This is a genomic window from Paramylibacter kogurei, assembly GCF_002742285.1.
Lineage (GTDB): Bacteria > Pseudomonadota > Alphaproteobacteria > Rhodobacterales > Rhodobacteraceae > Amylibacter > Amylibacter kogurei.
In genome coordinates, this window is record NZ_MDGM01000012.1 from 1,093,138 (window position 1) to 1,110,625 (window position 17,488).

At 50.3% G+C, this 17,488-nt stretch carries 16 protein-coding genes; 11 read left to right on the top strand and 5 right to left on the bottom strand.

Annotation, left to right across the window (positions count from 1 at the left end; translation table 11 throughout):
* The first annotated feature begins 77 nt into the window (after positions 1-77).
* Both BFP76_RS10765 and trpE read left to right on the top strand, forming a co-directional pair.
* Positions 78-1,943 (top strand): peptidylprolyl isomerase, encoded by a 1,866-nt coding sequence (locus tag BFP76_RS10765; RefSeq protein ID WP_099593508.1) that lies wholly within the window; start codon positions 78-80, stop codon positions 1,941-1,943.
* Positions 1,940-3,451 (top strand): anthranilate synthase component I, encoded by a 1,512-nt coding sequence (gene trpE, locus BFP76_RS10770; RefSeq protein WP_099593510.1) that lies wholly within the window; start codon positions 1,940-1,942, stop codon positions 3,449-3,451. Before BFP76_RS10765 ends, trpE begins: the two co-directional genes overlap by 4 nt.
* Here the strand turns inward: trpE and BFP76_RS10775 are convergent, their stop codons facing one another.
* On the bottom strand, positions 3,452-4,762 hold the full coding sequence (locus BFP76_RS10775; RefSeq protein ID WP_099593512.1) for a divergent polysaccharide deacetylase family protein: 1,311 nt from the start codon (positions 4,760-4,762) through the stop codon (positions 3,452-3,454).
* Positions 4,763-4,885: 123 nt separating this feature from the next.
* Here BFP76_RS10775 and BFP76_RS10780 point away from each other — a divergent pair, with 123 nt between their 5' ends.
* The 7 genes from BFP76_RS10780 (at position 4,886) to lexA (ending at position 10,494) form a co-directional block, all read left to right on the top strand.
* On the top strand, positions 4,886-5,467 hold the full coding sequence (locus BFP76_RS10780; protein WP_099593514.1) for an anthranilate synthase component II: 582 nt from the start codon (positions 4,886-4,888) through the stop codon (positions 5,465-5,467).
* On the top strand, positions 5,464-6,486 hold the full coding sequence (gene trpD / locus BFP76_RS10785) for an anthranilate phosphoribosyltransferase (protein ID WP_099593516.1): 1,023 nt from the start codon (positions 5,464-5,466) through the stop codon (positions 6,484-6,486). The genes BFP76_RS10780 and trpD overlap by 4 nt, the downstream gene beginning before the upstream one ends.
* Positions 6,487-7,290 (top strand): indole-3-glycerol phosphate synthase TrpC, encoded by an 804-nt coding sequence (trpC, locus tag BFP76_RS10790; protein WP_099593518.1) that lies wholly within the window; start codon positions 6,487-6,489, stop codon positions 7,288-7,290.
* Positions 7,290-7,772 carry a cyclic pyranopterin monophosphate synthase MoaC gene (moaC, locus tag BFP76_RS10795; RefSeq protein WP_099593520.1) on the top strand — a complete coding sequence of 161 codons (483 nt, stop codon included), beginning with the start codon at positions 7,290-7,292 and terminating at the stop codon, positions 7,770-7,772. The genes trpC and moaC overlap by 1 nt, the downstream gene beginning before the upstream one ends.
* On the top strand, positions 7,769-8,953 hold the full coding sequence (locus BFP76_RS10800) for a molybdopterin molybdotransferase MoeA (RefSeq protein ID WP_099593522.1): 1,185 nt from the start codon (positions 7,769-7,771) through the stop codon (positions 8,951-8,953). The genes moaC and BFP76_RS10800 overlap by 4 nt, the downstream gene beginning before the upstream one ends.
* Positions 8,953-9,708, top strand: a complete 756-nt coding sequence (locus tag BFP76_RS10805; RefSeq protein WP_099593524.1) for a sulfite exporter TauE/SafE family protein — start codon at positions 8,953-8,955, stop codon at positions 9,706-9,708. Before BFP76_RS10800 ends, BFP76_RS10805 begins: the two co-directional genes overlap by 1 nt.
* 99 nt (positions 9,709-9,807) lie before the next feature.
* Positions 9,808-10,494, top strand: coding sequence for a transcriptional repressor LexA (lexA, locus tag BFP76_RS10810; RefSeq protein ID WP_099593526.1), 687 nt, complete (start codon positions 9,808-9,810; stop codon positions 10,492-10,494).
* Here the strand turns inward: lexA and BFP76_RS10815 are convergent.
* A complete protein-coding gene (locus tag BFP76_RS10815; RefSeq protein ID WP_133117428.1) occupies positions 10,491-12,563 on the bottom strand; it encodes a ComEC/Rec2 family competence protein in 2,073 nt (690 codons plus the stop codon). The two genes, lexA and BFP76_RS10815, sit on opposite strands and share 4 nt — an antisense overlap.
* Positions 12,564-12,643: 80 nt before the next feature.
* Here BFP76_RS10815 and gltX point away from each other — a divergent pair, with 80 nt between their 5' ends.
* Positions 12,644-14,047 (top strand): glutamate--tRNA ligase, encoded by a 1,404-nt coding sequence (gltX, locus tag BFP76_RS10820; RefSeq protein WP_099593530.1) that lies wholly within the window; start codon positions 12,644-12,646, stop codon positions 14,045-14,047.
* A gap of 99 nt (positions 14,048-14,146) precedes the next feature.
* Complete coding sequence (gene gltA / locus BFP76_RS10825) at positions 14,147-15,442, top strand: citrate synthase (RefSeq protein ID WP_099593532.1); 1,296 nt, start codon at positions 14,147-14,149, stop codon at positions 15,440-15,442.
* Positions 15,443-15,500: 58 nt separating this feature from the next.
* On the opposite strand, the gene BFP76_RS10830 is transcribed toward gltA, so the two are convergent.
* From BFP76_RS10830 to BFP76_RS10840, 3 genes are all read right to left on the bottom strand, one after another.
* On the bottom strand, positions 15,501-16,277 hold the full coding sequence (locus BFP76_RS10830; protein ID WP_099593533.1) for an enoyl-CoA hydratase-related protein: 777 nt from the start codon (positions 16,275-16,277) through the stop codon (positions 15,501-15,503).
* 75 nt (positions 16,278-16,352) lie between these two features.
* Positions 16,353-16,868: a holin family protein gene (locus BFP76_RS10835; RefSeq protein ID WP_099593535.1), complete on the bottom strand. Its 516-nt coding sequence runs from the start codon at positions 16,866-16,868 to the stop codon at positions 16,353-16,355.
* A complete protein-coding gene (locus tag BFP76_RS10840; protein ID WP_099593536.1) occupies positions 16,859-17,470 on the bottom strand; it encodes a holin-associated N-acetylmuramidase in 612 nt (203 codons plus the stop codon). Before BFP76_RS10840 ends, BFP76_RS10835 begins: the two co-directional genes overlap by 10 nt.
* Between the last annotated feature and the right edge of the window lie 18 nt (positions 17,471-17,488).

Here is a 17,488-nt window from a genome sequence, read left to right on the forward strand (position 1 = left end):
ATATGCGCGCAGCGCTTGCCACTTTTGTGAACTCTGCGTAAAACCCAGTAGCAATAAATTTCTGACAGGTGGTAATAATGCTTTCAGCCATGCGCAGCGGTAAAAATCGCTATTTTTTCTACGCTCTTTTGGGGCTTTTGGCCATTGGTTTGATCGGCTTTGGTTCTGGCAATATTGGCGGAGGTTCAGCGCGTTCAATTGGTAAGGTTGGGGAACAAAGTGTTCCAATCAACACCTATGCAAATACATTGAACAATGCGGTGCAAACAATGGCGCAACGCTTTGGGCGCAACCTGTCCCCTGCGGAAATCGAAGGGCTGGGATTACAGCGCAATGTTCTTGCCGCCGTTTTATCCAGTGCAGCACTTGATAACGAAGCAAAACGTTTGGGCATCAGCGCGGGTGACGTCGCAGTCGCAACAGAAATTCGTCAAACACCATCATACCAAGGATTGGATGGCAGTTTTGACAAAGAAGCCTATGAATTTGCGCTGGAACGTTCGAATGTAAGTGCTGGCGAAAACGAAACCGCAATCCGCGAAGGATTGGCACGTGCAATGGTGGAACGCGCGGTTGCAACGGGTTTGTCAGGTGCGCAAACACAGGCCATGAGCCTGGTATCATTTGCAAATGAAACGCGTGATTTTGACTGGATCGAAATTGATGAAACCCATCTGGAACAACCTGTTGGCGCACCGACAGATGAACAATTAAATACGTATTATTCCGAAAACCCAGACCGTTATACAACACCTGTTGCACGCGAAATCACCTATGCTTGGTTGTCTCCGACAATGATCGAAGATCAGGTTGAAATTTCCGCGGATGAATTGCAAAGTGCCTATGATTTGCAAACTGAACGCTATAACCGCCCAGAACGTCGCGCCATTGATCGTTTGGTTTTTGCCGATAACGAAGCGGCGACAGATGCGCGTAATCGGCTGGACGGTGGTGCCATTACATTTGATGCATTGATCGCTGAACGTGGATTAGAACCCGAAGATGTTGATCTGGGCGAAGTTGAAAAATCAGGCGTTTCAACCAGCGTTGCAGACGGGTTATTCGATCAAAATGAATTGGGCATCTTTGGCCCGTTTGAAAGCGATCTTGGCCCAGCGATTTATCGCATCAACGCCATTTTTGATGCAGAAATCACCAGCTTTGAAGATGCACAAGAGGAATTACGCGCCGAAATGGTGGGCGATTCCGCAGCGCGTTTGGTGGCCGATATGCTCACTGACATTGACGAGCGTTTGGCCGCAGGTGCGACATTGGAAGAATTGGCAACCGAAACAGAAATGGAGCTTGGCCAAATTTCATATACCCAAGATTCCGAAGACAGCATCGCCGCATATGATGAATTTCGCGATGCCGCAGAACAGGTAAATGTCGATGATTTCCCAGAAGTTTTGGAATTATCCGACGGTGGCATTTTCGCAATTCGATTGAATGAAATCAAAGACCCGACATTGCGCCCTCTTGCGGATGTTAAAGAATCCGTCGTCACAGATTGGACAGCCGCAGAAACCGCCAAAGCATTGCAAGCACGCGGCGAAGCGATCATCGCAGAAATCGCAGCGGGTAAATCAATTGCAGATTTTGACATCCCTGTGGAAACCAAAACAGGCGTGAACCGTGGTGCACGCGACGAACAATTGCCAGCATCATTGATCCCTGATCTGTTTGACGCAAAAACAGGCGATAGCGTTCTGGCAGCAACCGATGATACGGTTTTAATCGCACAGTTAAAAAACATCACCGCCGTTGATGGCGACAATGGTGAAACCGCAATCTTGTTGGACACGGTCAATTCCGAGCTTCAATCACAAGTATCAAACGATATTTTGGATTTGTTCGCACAAGCGTTACAACAGGAAGCGGGTGTGACCCTCAATCAGGTTGTAATCAATTCAATTGATTCACAAATCGTGTCTGGCCAATGATTATTTCCCCTTCGTTCGATGATTTCGCACGCGGGTTTGACGCGGGCGAAAATCAGGTGGTTTACACCCGATTGGTTGCCGATCTGGATACGCCCGTATCCTTGATGTTGAAACTGTCACAGGCACGCAAGAATAGCTTTATGCTTGAATCCGTGACAGGTGGCGAAATCAAAGGGCGCTATTCCATTTTGGGGATGCAACCCGATGTGATTTGGAAATGTCACGGCGATACGGTTCAGATCAATCACAAGGCATTATATGATGATGATGCGTTTGTGGATGAAACATCTGATGCGCTGACATCATTACGCGCATTGATTGCGGCCAGCCGCATCGAACTGCCCGACGATCTGCCCCCCATGGCGGCGGGGTTATTTGGTTATCTTGGCTATGACATGATCCGACATGTGGAGCATTTGCCAAATGTGAATGTTGATCCGCTGGGTCTACCAGATGCGGTGATGACCCGCCCATCCGTGGTGGTTGTGGTTGACGGTGTCAAAGGCGAAATCACGTTGATCAGCCCCGCGTGGGCATCTGGTGACTTGTCGGCAAAGGCCGCATATGCACAGGCATCTGAACGCGTGGCGGCGGCATTGCGCGATTTGGATCGCCCTGTTGCGCCCGAAACATTGGAACCCCACGGTGTTGCGGTTGGTGAACCCGTTTCCAACATGACCAAGGATGAATATTTTGACGTGGTGAAACGCGCCAAAGAATACATTGTTGCGGGTGATATATTTCAGGTGGTGCCATCGCAACGGTGGACCTCGGAATTTAATCTGCCCCCGTTTTCATTATATCGCGCATTGCGCCGCACCAACCCATCGCCATATATGTTCTATTTCAATTTTGGAGGGTTTCAGGTGATTGGCGCCAGCCCTGAAATCTTGGTCAAGGTTGAACGCGGCGAAGTTACCATTCGCCCGATCGCAGGCACCCGCCCGCGTGGCGCAACGCCAGAACAAGACAAAGCGTTGGAATTGGATTTGCTCGCCGATAAAAAAGAGCTCGCCGAACATTTGATGTTGCTTGATCTGGGGCGTAATGATGTGGGGCGCGTTTCAAAAATTGGCACGGTTAATCCCAATGAACAATTCATCATCGAACGTTACAGCCATGTGATGCATATCGTATCAAACGTGGTGGGACAGTTGTCCGATGATCACGATGCGCTCTCTGCCCTGCTCGCAGGTTTGCCCGCCGGCACTGTTTCAGGTGCACCCAAGGTACGTGCAATGGAAATCATCGACGAATTAGAGCCTGAAAAACGGGGCGTTTATGGTGGAGGCGTTGGCTATTTTTCCGCCAACGGAGATATGGATATCTGCATCGCGCTTCGTACCGCTGTGACCAAGGATCGCAAACTCTATATTCAGGCCGGTGGTGGCGTTGTTTATGACAGCGATCCAGAGGCGGAATTTCAAGAGACCGTTAACAAATCCAAAGCATTGCGCCAAGCCGCAAAAGAGGCGGCATTATTTTCCGCCCAATCAGGAAATGGTTAATTAACGTTTTTTGCGAATGGCGACGCTGACAGGTACGATGGAAACACCCGATGCTTTGCCGCTTTGAACCCAGCTTTGTAATGCGTCAAATGTGGTAGCCGTGCCTGATGCGATAACGATTGCGCTTCCGTCTTGGTTCGCCTGAAAAACTGCGCGATTCAGATTGTTGTAAATCCCATCAGCATCTTCGCCATTGGCATCGAGAACGCGAAAAACTGAACCTGATCGCATGGAACGTTTTGCGGCCTCTCGCGGGGTTGGATCAAGCCCACGTTTATAAGAAATAATCGCATGACCGCTTTCGGCCAATACATTTAAAACATCCTTTTGCGCGACATGCTTTTTTTGAAGCGAGCCCAGCGGATTATCAATGAATGCCACCGCCGTTGGCACAGCAGACAGATAATCACGCACCACTGTTGTGCGCGTATCGCTATCGCTGCCATCGGTTACGCCTGCGCCCGCGGTCATTGGGTTTTCGACCAAAACCTCAAAGCCAGCACCGTAATATTCGGCAGCGGCGCGTTTGGAATCCAGCATGTCACCAGAAATGGCAAAACTTGCGGCGAAATCGGCCTTGAGCAAATCCGCACGGTTCAAACCATCAGGGCCAAGATCTTGGATCACAATGGCAATGGCGGGTTTGTCATCAGAAATGTATTCTTGGGAAAAACTGTCAAACGCGCCAAAGGTTTCCTCTGGTGTTTCTGGTGTTGCCTCTTTGTTCGTCTCACTTTCAAAAAACAGTTGGTTTTCAGACACTTCTCCGCCAACTGTGGGCAATCCACTGTTTGATTTTTCACCAATGCCAGTGCCAATGCGTACCGCTGGTTTTGTGGTGTTGACCGCCACATCATTGGATTCGGGTTGGTTGAACTCTTCGTTGCTTGGCAGGGTTTCAGTGAACGTTGGTTTTTCTGGCGCAGTCTGTGTGATCGCAGGTTGCGTGGTTTCAACGGTTTCTGGCACACCAACCATGCTTGGTTGAAGCGTTGGCGCGGTTTCAGCCGCACCGATTTGTGTATTTACGGGTTCTGAATTGCTCCCGCTGTCATTTTCATCCGGCTGAATGCTGCCATCGGCATCGTCGGCCTGTGGGTTTTCAGATTCTGTGTTTGGCGCCGCATCTGGCTCCGTATCACCCGCACTGGTTGAATCGCTTGTCGCAGAATCACCTGTTGCTGGTGCAACCTCTGTATTGGCTGTTGGTGGCGTCACTGCGATTGGGCTTCGCACGGATACCAAAAACAACAGTAAACCACATGCCAAAAGGCCGAAAATGAATCCTGAAATGGCTTTGACGATTGTCATTCTGCCCCCTTCCCTGTTTTATTTGTGCCACTGGCCTTGACCATTGGTTGCCACATTGGGCATTTATACGTCCAAACGTTAATGGGTACAGCCCTAAATTACAAAGTTTTTTGGAACCGTGACATGCTTCTGTTAATAGATAATTACGACAGCTTTACATATAACCTTGTACACTATCTGTCCGAACTGGGCGCAGAGGTTGTGGTTAAGCGCAATGACGAACTGGATGTGCAAGCCGCAATGGCGCTGAACCCCAGTGCGATCATGCTATCCCCTGGCCCATGTGACCCCGATCAGGCGGGCATTTGTTTGGCAATGACAGCGGCCGCAGCCGAAACAAAAACACCGCTGATTGGTGTGTGTTTGGGGCATCAAACCATTGGTCAGGCATTTGGCGGCAATGTCGTGCGTTGCGGTGAAATCGTGCATGGCAAAATGGGCACGATGCATCATAACGGAAAATCGCTGTTCAAAGATTTGCCAAGCCCGTTTGAGGCAACCCGTTATCATTCCCTGATCGTTGATCGCGATACACTGCCCGATTGTTTGGAAGTAACCGCATGGTTGGAAGATGGCACAATTATGGGGCTGCAACATCGTGAATTGCCCATTCACGGCGTGCAATTCCACCCTGAAAGCATTGCATCCGAACACGGGCACAAAATGCTGAAAAATTTTCTTGATACAGTAAAGGTTCCCGCATGAGCGACGCAATGAAGCCCTTAATTTTCGCCGCCTCCGAAGGGCCGTTAAGCCGTGCACAGGCGAAACAAGCATTCATGCATCTGTTCGAGGGCACCGCAACACCTGCGCAAATGGGTGGATTGTTGATGGCGCTGCGTGCGCGTGGTGAATCCGTTTCCGAATATGCCGCCGCCGCCGAAGTGATGCGCGCCAAATGTTCCCCCGTGAATGCACCCGCTGGTGCGATGGATATCGTTGGCACCGGTGGTGATGGCATGGGCACATTGAACATATCCACCGCCACTGCGTTTGTGACCGCGGGTGCGGGTGTGACCGTGGCTAAACACGGCAATCGCAATCTGTCATCAAAATCGGGCGCATCTGATGCGCTCTCTGCACTGGGTGTGAATGTGATGGTTGGTGCTGATGTTGTGGAACGCGCCATTTCCGATATTGGCATTGGCTTTATGATGGCACCCATGCACCACCCTGCGATCAAACATGTAATGCCAGTACGCGTTGAACTGGGCTGTAAAACCATTTTCAACATCCTTGGGCCGCTGACCAATCCTGCGGGTGTGAAACGCCAACTTACAGGCGCATTTGCCCCTGATTTGATTTTCCCAATGGCGGAAACGCTCAAGGAATTGGGATCGGAAAAGGTGTGGATTGTGCACGGCTCCGATGGCACCGACGAAATTTCAATCGCTGGCACCACCGCCGTGGCCGCATTGGAAAATGGCGAGATTACTGAGCGTGAAATTCACCCATCCGATGCTGGCCTGCCTGTGCATCCGTTCAAGGATATTTTGGGCGGCACACCTGATGAAAACGCCGTTGCGTTTGGCGCATTGCTGGACGGTGAACAATCGGCATATCGCGATGCAGTGTTGCTTAATTCTGCCGCCGCATTGGTGGTGGCGGATAAGGTTTCTACGCTAAAAGAAGGGGTTGAATTGGCACGCGAAAGCATCGATTCAGGCGCTGCGAAACAAAAGCTATCCGCATTGGCTGAATTTACATCAAAGGCAGCATCATAAATGGCCGACATTTTAGAAAAGATCAAAACCTATAAATTACAAGAGGTTGCAGATCAGAAAAAAGCGTTACCTTTCAGTGAATTGGAACAACAAGCGAAAGCGGCATCACCCACACGCGGATTTGCAAATGCATTGTTTAAGGCATCTAAATCTGGTTATGGACTGATCGCTGAAATCAAAAAGGCCAGCCCGTCCAAGGGTTTGATCCGCCCTGATTTTGAACCAGCAAAATTGGCAAGCGCCTATGCCGCTGGTGGGGCGACTTGTCTATCCGTCCTCACCGATACGCCTAGTTTTCAAGGTGCACCTGAATATCTTACCCAAGCACGCGATGCCTGTACCCTGCCCGCATTGCGCAAAGATTTCATGTATGACACCTATCAAGTCGCCCAGGCCCGCGCATGGGGTGGCGATTGTATTTTGATCATTCTTGCATCCGTCAGCGATGCACAGGCGGCGGAATTGGAATCATGTGCATTCGAATGGGGTATGGATGTGTTGTTAGAGGTGCATGATCGCGCTGAACTTGACCGCGCGTTAAACCTTAAATCGCCGCTGTTGGGCATCAACAACCGCAATCTGAAAACATTTGATGTGACACTGGATACCACACGTGAATTATCCAAAAACGTGCCTGCGGATCGCCATATGGTAACCGAAAGCGGGATATTCACACCCGATGACATGGCCCAAATGGCCGCTGTTGGCGCGCGAAGCTTTCTGATCGGTGAAAGTTTGATGCGCCAAGACGACGTCACCCTCGCCACCAAAACATTGCTGGCAAACCCTGTGTTGGCCGCGTGATGGGTGATAAACTGACCCATTTTGATGCAAGTGGTGCGGCGCATATGGTTGATGTGTCCGACAAAGACATCACCGCGCGTATCGCCACCGCCAGTGGGCGTATTGTGATGCGCCCAGAAACGCTCGCCATGATTGCCGATGGCACCGCCAAAAAGGGTGATGTTTTGGGCATTGCGCGTCTTGCAGGGATTATGGGGGCGAAAAAGACGCCTGATCTGATCCCGCTGTGCCATCCGTTACCCATCACCAAGGTGTCTGTGGATTTGGATGTAAATCGCGATGAAAATTGCGTGGACATCACCGCCACCGTGAAAACCACAGGTCAAACTGGCGTGGAAATGGAAGCGCTCACCGCCGTCAATATCGCAGCCCTTACGGTTTATGACATGGTCAAGGCCGTGGACAAGGATATGACCATCACCGACATTCGCGTGATATTGAAAGATGGCGGCAAATCAGGGCGTTACGAGGCAAAGCTGTGATATCCGTTGACGAAGCGCTAGCGCAGGTTTTAGCATTACTTTCCCCAACAGATATCGAAACAATCGAAATTCGTGATGCAACTGCGCGGGTCTTGGCGCAACCTGTCATCGCGAAACGCGACCAGCCCCCGTTTGCGTCATCCGCAATGGATGGTTATGCCGTGAAATCGGGCGAGCTTGATCCTTATGCACAACTATTGGTGATCGGTGAATCCGCTGCGGGCAATCGGTTTGATGGCACCATCAAAGCGGGACAATGCGTGCGCATTTTCACAGGCGCGCCCGTGCCCGAAGGTGCCGATCGGATTTTGATCCAAGAGGATTGCACCCGTAGCGGCAATGTCATCACCGTTAACCCCGATATCGATACCGCCCATTACATTCGCCCCGCTGGTGGTGATTTTCGCGCTGGTTCCACCATTGATGCGCCAACGCCCCTAACCCCATCCAATATTGCATTGATTGCGACGATGAATGTGAATGAATTGCCCGTCTATCGCAAACCCGTGATCGCGCTGGTTGCCACGGGTGATGAACTGGTCCACCCAAGCGAAACGCCAAATCAGGATCAAATCATCAGCTCAAACAATTTCGGGCTAAAGGCATTGATTGAATCCCATGGTGCCACCGCCCGCCTGTTGCCGATCGCACGTGATGATATGGACAGCCTGACAACGGTTCTGGACCTGTGCGAGGGTGCAGATTTGATTGTCACCCTTGGTGGTGCATCTGTGGGCGATCATGATTTGATGGGCAAAATGGCCGCCGATGGCACGCTAGATACCGAATTTTACAAGGTCGCAATGCGCCCGGGCAAACCATTGATGGCAGGGCGATACAAAGGGACACCGTTGATTGGCCTGCCGGGAAATCCCGTGAGTTCGCTGGTTTGTGGCTATGTGTTTTTGATCCCTGCCATTCGCGCCATGCTTGGCCTGCCCCGCGCGGCGCTCGCCACACAAACCGCAACGCTTGGTATCGATTTGCCCGCCAACGGCCCGCGAAGCCATTATATGCGTGCACATTGCGAAATCACTGATGGGCAAAACATCTGTACCCCGTTTGAACGTCAAGACAGCTCTTTGCTGTCTGTGATGACAGCGGCCAACGCATTGATGATCCGCCCGCCAAACCAAGGCGCATTGTCCGCGGGTGATGATGTGCAATTTGTGCCGCTCTGATGGAATTGCCCATCGCATTTTTCGTAATTGCCGCGATCATGGTATTCCTGACGGGGGTGTCCAAGGTGGGATTGGCCGCAGGTTTTGGTTCCCTTGGCGTGCCGATGCTTTCGCTGTTTGTACCACCCGCTGTGGCCGCTGGCATATTGCTTCCGATATTGATCGTGATTGATACCACCAATTTATGGACCTATCGCAATCATTTTCAAAAACAGTATTTTTTGTTGATGATACCGGGTGCCATTTTGGGCATTGGGCTGGGATCACTTGCCTTTGGCGTGGTTGATCCCAATTTTGTCCGCCTAATGGTGGGCTGTATCGCGCTTTGGTTTGCCGCGATTTATTATGGTAAAAAATACCTGCCCGATTGGGGTGGACGGCTGGATATGAAATGGGGCTTTGCCTTTGCTGCGGTATCTGGATTTACCAGCCATCTGGCCCATGCCGGCGGGCCACCAGTACGGGCGTTTTTGCTTAATCAAAATCTTCACAAAAGCGAATTTGTCGGCACGTTTGGGTTTTTCTTTGCGGTGGTGAATTGGATGAAGCTCCCACCCTATATCGCCTTTGGTCAGATCAATTGGGATACACTACCGATCAGTGCGCTTTTGCTCCCGATGGTGCCATTTGGTGTTTTTGTTGGGATATTTTTGCATAAACGTCTGAAACAAGAACAATTCATGCGCGTTGCTTACGTTTTGTTAACCATGACAGGGCTTAAACTGATCTATGATGCTGTTGCGCAATTGATTTAGCGCTTGTTAACTTTTTTCAAAGCAATAATTGACACAAATCAAGAACGCTTATAGAACAGAGTGGAACATAACAGATACATAACAGGGTGAGGCGCAACAATGTTAACACGTAAACAATTGGATTTGCTTGAATTTATCCACACACGTTTGAAAAAAGACGGTGTTCCGCCCAGCTTTGATGAAATGAAAGAGGCGCTTGATTTACGCTCAAAATCGGGCATTCACCGCCTGATTACCGCATTGGAAGAACGCGGATTTATCCGCCGTCTGCCCCATCGTGCACGTGCGATTGAAATTATGCGCCTTCCCGAAAGCATGGATGGCGGTGGCTTTCAGCCCCGTGTGATCGAAGGTAACGCACCAACACCACCTGCCGCAGCATTACCGATTGAGGCTGTTCATGCCATGAACTTGCCCGTGATGGGGCGCATTGCGGCGGGTACCCCGATCGAGGCCATTCAACAGGTTGCCAATAATGTATCCGTTCCCAGTGATATGTTGCGTAACGCGGGGCGTCATTACGCGCTTGAGGTGAAGGGTGATTCAATGATTGATGCGGGTATCAATGATGGTGATATCGTCGTGATTAATGAACAATCGGATGCCGATAACGGTGAAATTGTTGTGGCCTTGGTCGAAGATCAAGAAGCGACACTAAAACGTCTGCGCAAACGCGGATCTGCCATCGCGCTTGAGGCGGCGAACCCTGCCTATGAAACCCGCGTATATCGCGATGATCAGGTGAAAATTCAGGGGCGTTTGGTGGGGTTGATCCGCACCTATTAATTTCTGCGCTTAAACCCGCGCCGTTGATTATTCCAAACCCGCATGCCAACCGATTGGCGTGCGGTTTTTACATTGAGCACACCGTTTTTATCCTCAAACGCCAAAGCACCCATATCGCGAAAATCGTAATAGCCGAAAAATGTGCACCCCTTTGGCGCATCCTCTTTCCATTTAGGGGCCAAAACAATTGCCGCGCTATCGCAATGCCCCGCCAATTGTTCAAATGTCGATTTTGTATCCCAAAGATACGTGATTTTTTGCCCCGCAAGCGTGTAATAAATCAAATCAGGATCGCCTGAAATCAATGTGTTTTCACGTGCGCGCAGATCACCATCATTTTCCAACCAGTTCGTTGCGGCATAACCGCTCCCACGTTTGCGGTTTAACATCCGCCCTTGGGGTGACATCGCGCCAACAAGACGCCCATCATGGGACACCAAAATATCAGGGCGCGGTGCAATTTTCCAAAACACGCCCCCACACAGACAAGCAACCACACCTAACATACGCAATGTTTTGGAAAACATGATGATGCCAATTGCGCCAAGCGCAATGAACGGCAATGCGTATGGCCCAGCGTCCGGTACGCGTGACACGGCACCGGGTAAGTTGGACACCCAATTGGCCACGGATAATATCCAATCAATCCCCTGTCCCATAATCCAAAATGGCACCCCGTCCAACCCAAAGGGTGCAAATATCGCCGCCAATACCGCCGAAGGCATCACCACCATTCCCATGATCGGCAGGGTCGACATATTTGCGATCAATCCGTAATGCGCGACCTGATTAAAATGATAGGCCGCAAATGGAGCCGTCGCAAAACCCGCCACCAAGGATGAGATTAACAATCCCAAAACTGGTTGCAAGAACCTCATTCCACCACGCCCCATCGCACGCCAAAATGGAATATGTTTCAGCCCATCAAAACAGACAATCAATGCAATGGTTGCGGCGAATGACATCTGAAATCCAGGCTCCATCAGGTTTTCAGGCCAGAGCGATAAAATGATCACCGCCGCAATTGCCACGGCACGCAGTGATATGGCAGGGCGATCAAGCAATATCGCAACCAACATGACAGACACCATAATAAACGCACGTTGCGTGGCCACGGCCGATCCTGACAACATCAGATAGCTTGCCCCCGCCAGCAATGCCAAAATAGCCGCGATTTTCTTGGTTTTGATGCGCAGATTGAACCACGGCCAAAGCGCAAGCGAATAACGCGCGATGGCAAAAACCACACTGGTCAATAACCCCATGTGCAATCCCGAAATCGCCAGCAAATGCGCAAGATTTGATTTGCGTAACGCGTGTAAATCGCTGGGGTCAATATTGGCGCGATCCCCTGTTAAAATCGCACTGGCAAATGCACCCGCCGCGCCACCCACATGCGATTGGATATAGGATGACAACGCCATTCGAGTTTTAAATATCTGAAATTGAAACCCGCGCCCGGCACCCCGATCCAATATTTCCACCGTTTTGCGCGAATATCCCACCGCCCCCAATTGATGAAACCAAGAGCGGCGCTGAAAATCAAAACCATAAGGTTCGCTTGGCGGTGACGGTGGTGCAACATTGGCAATCACGCGGATCACATCGCCCGCCGCTGGCACATAGTTATCATCCTTGGAATGGAGCGAAACACGCACATATTTGGGGGTGCGCGGTTTTGATATTTTGCCCATTTTATCCACCGCCAATGTGATGCGTTGTTTGTTGGATGCAGAACGATCAATTGCAACCACCTGCCCCGATATGTCGCCGTAATAGCGCCAGCCCAATACCGGTGCGGCAACAGAATGAGCGCGAACGCTCCCCAACAAAAAACCGATCACAACCCAAACACAAACAAAGATCACCCAACGCAGTGGATGATGCCAAATAAAACCCAAAACAGTTGCGATCACAGCGCCAATGCAAAGCCCTTGAACCAACACAAATGTCGGTTCAACCATCAGCGAAAAATAGATGTATATCCCAACGCCCAAAAAGACGGGAAACCACAAAAGCGCACGATTACGTTGCGCCGCAATTTCGGATATTATTCCCAACGCGTTCACATCACTTGTCACCTTTGCGTCAATTGCCTAAAGACAAGGAAATGCTACACTCACGTTGGTTTCCAAGAGGTTAATATTCCATGTCCACCCCACAGGTCGTCACCCGTTTTGCCCCATCACCCACTGGTTACTTGCACATCGGCGGCGCACGCACGGCGTTGTTTAACTGGCTTTATGCACGTGCCAAGGGTGGTAAATTTTTGCTGCGGATCGAAGACACGGATCGCGAGCGTTACACCCCTGCCGCCGCACAGGCGATTCTGGATGGTTTGGCGTGGCTTGGGCTTGAATGGGACGAAGAACCGACCAGCCAATTTGCGGGCGCAGAACGCCACCGCGCCGTGGCAAATGAAATGCTGGCAAATGGCAGCGCATATAAATGTTTTTCAACCAAAGAAGAAATCGAAGCATATCGTGAACAGGCCCGCGAGGACGGACATCAAAACCCGTTCCCTAGCCCATGGCGCGATGCTGATCCCGCAGATCACCCCGATGCGCCATTCGTTATTCGCCTGCGCGCCCCACGCGAAGGTGGCGTTGCAATCAAAGATATGGTGCAGAAAAAAGTATCTTGGGCCGCGAGCAGCTTTGATGACTTGATCCTGTTGCGATCCGATGGCACGCCAACATATATGTTGGCCGTTGTGGTTGATGATCACGATATGGGTGTCACCCATGTTATTCGCGGCGACGATCATTTGATCAACGCTGGGCGCCAAAGTTTGATTTACAAAGCAATGGGATGGGATATCCCCGTGTTTGCCCATATCCCGCTGATCCACGGCGAGGATGGCAAAAAGCTGTCGAAACGCCACGGCGCGACAGGTGTCGAAGAATACGCGGCCATGGGTTACATGCCCGAAGCCATGCGCAATTATCTGGCGCGTTTGGGCTGGAGCCACGGCAATGACGAATTGTTCAGCACAGAGCAAGCCATTGAGTGGTTTGATTTCAACGGTATGGGCAAATCACCATCACGTCTTGATTTCAAAAAACTGGATAATGTTTCGGCGCATCATATCAAAATTGCGGATGATCAAACACTGACAGATGCGGTGCTGGGTTATATGAGTGCTGCCAACCTGCCGATGCTCACTGAGCAACAAACAGATGATTTAAAACGCGCGATGCCCTATTTGCGCGAGCGGTCAAAAAAACTACCTGATGTTTTGGAAAAAGCAGCGTTCATATTGTCGCACCGCCCCATTGAAAAAGACGAAAAATCAATGGAAATCCTCAATTCAGTATCCAAAGGTATACTGAAACGATTGACCACCGCGATACAAGATGCTAGCTGGAACCATGAAAGCTTGATGCAAGCTTCAAAGACATTCGCCGAGAGTGAAAATTTGAAACTTGGTGAGCTGGCACAGCCAATACGTGCCGCTTTATCAGGCAAGACAGTATCGCCATCTGTTTTTGACATGATGTTGTTACTTGGTCGTGATGAAACCATCGCACGACTAGAAGAAAGTTCCGTGTAACGCCAACAGGCAACGGAACGCGCAAGAGGAAGCGCATTCTAGTTTAAGATGGAATGGATGCGGGCACGCCTGGTGCCCAGACAAAAGGGAAGGTTAAAAATGTCCGACAACGAACGTTCTGCTACATTAATAATTGATAATAATAAGGTTGATCTGCCAATCTATTCACCATCTGCAGGCCCAGATGTTTTGGATATTACCAAACTTTATGGCCAAGCGGGTGTTTTCACCTATGACCCTGGTTTCACATCCACTGCATCGTGTGATTCAACCATCACATATATCGACGGTGGCAAAGGTGAATTGTTGTATCGCGGTTATCCGATTGATCAACTGGCCGCGCAGTCGCATTATTTAGAAGTGTGTTATTTGTTGCTCTACGGTGAATTGCCAACGACAACACAGCTTGAAACTTTTGAAGATAAAATCACAAATCACACAATGTTGCACGATCAGATGCAGCATTTGTTCCGCGGTTTCCGTCGCGATGCCCACCCAATGGCGATTATGTGTGGTGTGGTTGGCGCATTGTCTGCGTTTTATCACGACAGCACGGATATTTCCGATGCCAAACAGCGCGAAATTGCATCCATTCGTATGATCGCAAAAATCCCAACGATTGCGGCATATGCCTATAAATACTCTGTGGGTCAGCCATTTGTTTCACCGCGCAATGATCTGGATTATGCGTCCAACTTCTTGCGTATGTGTTTTGCGGTTCCTGCCGAAGAATACGAAGTGAACCCGATCCTGTCCAAAGCAATGGATCGCATTTTCACGTTGCACGCAGATCACGAACAAAACGCATCAACGTCAACTGTGCGTTTGGCCGGTTCTTCTGGTGCGAACCCATTTGCATGTATCGCAGCAGGCATCGCCTGTTTGTGGGGCCCTGCACATGGTGGCGCAAACGAAGCGGCACTTACAATGCTCAAGGAAATTGGCACGGTTGATCGTATCCCAGAATACGTGGCTCGCGCCAAAGACAAGAGCGATCCATTCCGCTTGATGGGTTTTGGTCACCGCGTTTACAAAAACTTTGACCCACGCGCCAAAGTGATGAAAGAATCCGCTGACGAAGTGTTGGGCTTGCTTGGTATCGAAAACAACGAAACGTTGAAGGTCGCCAAAGAGCTGGAACGCATCGCATTGGAAGACCCCTATTTCGTAGAGAAAAAGCTGTATCCAAACGTGGATTTCTACTCTGGTATCATCTTGTCTGCGATGGGTTTCCCAACATCAATGTTCACGCCAATCTTTGCATTGTCGCGCACCGTTGGTTGGATTGCACAGTGGCAAGAAATGATTGCAGATCCAAAATTGAAAATCGGTCGTCCGCGTCAGTTGTACAAAGGTGCCACAAATCGCGATTACGTCGATTTGGCGAAACGCTAATCACAAAAACAAAGGCCGCTGAAATTCAGCGGCCTTTTTCGTTTGATAATCGTGGCGGTTAACGCCCCTCGTATTTCGCAGAACGTTTTTCCAAAAATGCCATCACACCTTCTTTGAAATCGCGCGTGCGCCCTGCTTTGCCTTGCAAATGTGCCTCTGATTCCAATTGTTGATCCAATGTTTGATCGAATGACAAACGCATCGCCTTTTTCAATAATCGATATGCCTCTGTTGGGCCTGTGGCCAATTGGTGCGAACGGGCATTGACCACATCCATGAATTCATCATCTGGCACGGCTTGCCAGATCATGCCCCAATCCTCGGCCTGTTTTGCGTCGATCTTTTCTGCAAATAATGCTGCGCCCATTGCGCGTGAAAATCCAACCTGACGGGGCAACCAATATGTGCCACCCGCATCTGGGATCAATCCGATACGGGTGAATGCCTGCATGAAAACGGCCGTTTGCGCGGCAATGACCACATCGGCAGCCAATGCCAAGTTGGCACCAGCCCCCGCCGCGGGGCCATTCACCGCCGCGATCGTAGGAACAGGACAGTCATAAATGGCACGCAACAATGGTTCATATTCGTCGCGAAGCGTGCCTTCCAATTCGATGTCATCGACATTGCCCGCATCACCCAAATCTTGGCCAGAACAAAACCCGCGTCCTGCACCAGTATAAACGATCACGCGTGCTTCGCTCGGGGCGCGGCGAAATGCGTGTAACAATTCGGCACGCATCTGTGTGGTCAAACCGTTCATCGCTTCTGGTTTATTCAACGTGATCGTTGCGATGTCATTTTCCACCGCATAGAGGATTTCAGAATATTGCATAACGGCTCCCTTTGGTGCTGCCCTGTATTTGCGCACAGTTGGCGCAAATTTCGATGCAATGTCAAATCTGTTTGGCTATTTCTGTTGCTTGCGCCAATCCTCTAACGCAGCGTTATAATCAGGATCAAGCGCGCCATCTTGTATCATCGGTAAAAACGACGCCATGGGCGCTAAATTTTGCGGTATTTTTATAGTGTTAGATCGAAAATGATGCATTTCCCGCGCCCCAAAATAAAACGAAACGATTGCACCCAGTAACCACCACAACGGCTCGGGCACTTGGTTCAAGCCAACCATACGCAGGCTAAACGCCGCTGGATTGATCATTGCAAACACAAACAACCCCATCGTGCCAAAGGCGAGCATCGGGCGCGGCAAACGGTTTAACCCATTCACAAAGCTGTTGAACAAACCCATCGGCGCAAGCGTAAATTCCTGTGCGTATTGATCAAGGCTTGCACGATACTGTTGATATTCTTGTTTTTGCTTTTCGGTTTTGTTGGGCACGAATACCTCGCTCACGCGTTCGGCGGTACGCCCGACACGTTCCACGGCCTTGCCCACACCCAAAATTTTGCCAATCAAACCCATTTTGAAATCCTTTGTGAATGTTGTGTCGCGGTGAAATGATAGTGCGCGGATATGAATTCTTCGGCGCGTTTGATCCAGCCACCTTTGGCGCCGCTACGTGTATTGGCATATTTGCGCGATGCTTTGCGCCCGTCGGCCAATTTGTAATAATAATTGCGCCGCGCAATGCCATAGGCATCCACCAGATGTTCAGGTGCGCGTCGAAAAATCCGCGCGGTTGCACCAATGCTTTGGGGACCAAGTGCACCATCCACACCAACATCTTCACCAAATTCACGCAACAAGCGTTGCAGAATTTTCACCGCATTGCCCCCTGCATTTACATACATATCAAATACAGACGCCTGCAACGGTTGGGGCAACTGATCAATCTTGGGCTTTTGGTAATAGTGTTTTTTGAAAATATCTTCGGCTTGGGCGCGGGTCAGCTTTTGCACATCACGCGTATCAATATCGCCGTCACGATCCAAATCCAGACCCAATCGGCGCATGGTATGGATGGTGACACCATATTTTGTCGCCCCGCCTGGATCGTCGGGGTCATTCACATATCCGCCCTCGCGGGCAACGATTTCTTTGGCAATTTCATCAACAGTTTGCATTTTTCACCTATCACCCCG

What these genes read in the sequence shown, in the direction of transcription:
- BFP76_RS10765 (WP_099593508.1), top strand. Translation starts at nt 78, where the DNA reads ATGCTTTCAGCCATGCGCAGCGGTAAAAATCGCTATTTTTTCTACGCT.
- trpE (WP_099593510.1), top strand. Translation starts at nt 1,940, where the DNA reads ATGATTATTTCCCCTTCGTTCGATGATTTCGCACGCGGGTTTGACGCG.
- BFP76_RS10775 (WP_099593512.1), bottom strand. Translation starts at nt 4,762, where the DNA reads ATGACAATCGTCAAAGCCATTTCAGGATTCATTTTCGGCCTTTTGGCA.
- BFP76_RS10780 (WP_099593514.1), top strand. Translation starts at nt 4,886, where the DNA reads ATGCTTCTGTTAATAGATAATTACGACAGCTTTACATATAACCTTGTA.
- trpD (WP_099593516.1), top strand. Translation starts at nt 5,464, where the DNA reads ATGAGCGACGCAATGAAGCCCTTAATTTTCGCCGCCTCCGAAGGGCCG.
- trpC (WP_099593518.1), top strand. Translation starts at nt 6,487, where the DNA reads ATGGCCGACATTTTAGAAAAGATCAAAACCTATAAATTACAAGAGGTT.
- moaC (WP_099593520.1), top strand. Translation starts at nt 7,290, where the DNA reads ATGGGTGATAAACTGACCCATTTTGATGCAAGTGGTGCGGCGCATATG.
- BFP76_RS10805 (WP_099593524.1), top strand. Translation starts at nt 8,953, where the DNA reads ATGGAATTGCCCATCGCATTTTTCGTAATTGCCGCGATCATGGTATTC.
- lexA (WP_099593526.1), top strand. Translation starts at nt 9,808, where the DNA reads ATGTTAACACGTAAACAATTGGATTTGCTTGAATTTATCCACACACGT.
- gltX (WP_099593530.1), top strand. Translation starts at nt 12,644, where the DNA reads ATGTCCACCCCACAGGTCGTCACCCGTTTTGCCCCATCACCCACTGGT.
- gltA (WP_099593532.1), top strand. Translation starts at nt 14,147, where the DNA reads ATGTCCGACAACGAACGTTCTGCTACATTAATAATTGATAATAATAAG.
- BFP76_RS10830 (WP_099593533.1), bottom strand. Translation starts at nt 16,277, where the DNA reads ATGCAATATTCTGAAATCCTCTATGCGGTGGAAAATGACATCGCAACG.
- BFP76_RS10835 (WP_099593535.1), bottom strand. Translation starts at nt 16,868, where the DNA reads ATGGGTTTGATTGGCAAAATTTTGGGTGTGGGCAAGGCCGTGGAACGT.
- BFP76_RS10840 (WP_099593536.1), bottom strand. Translation starts at nt 17,470, where the DNA reads ATGCAAACTGTTGATGAAATTGCCAAAGAAATCGTTGCCCGCGAGGGC.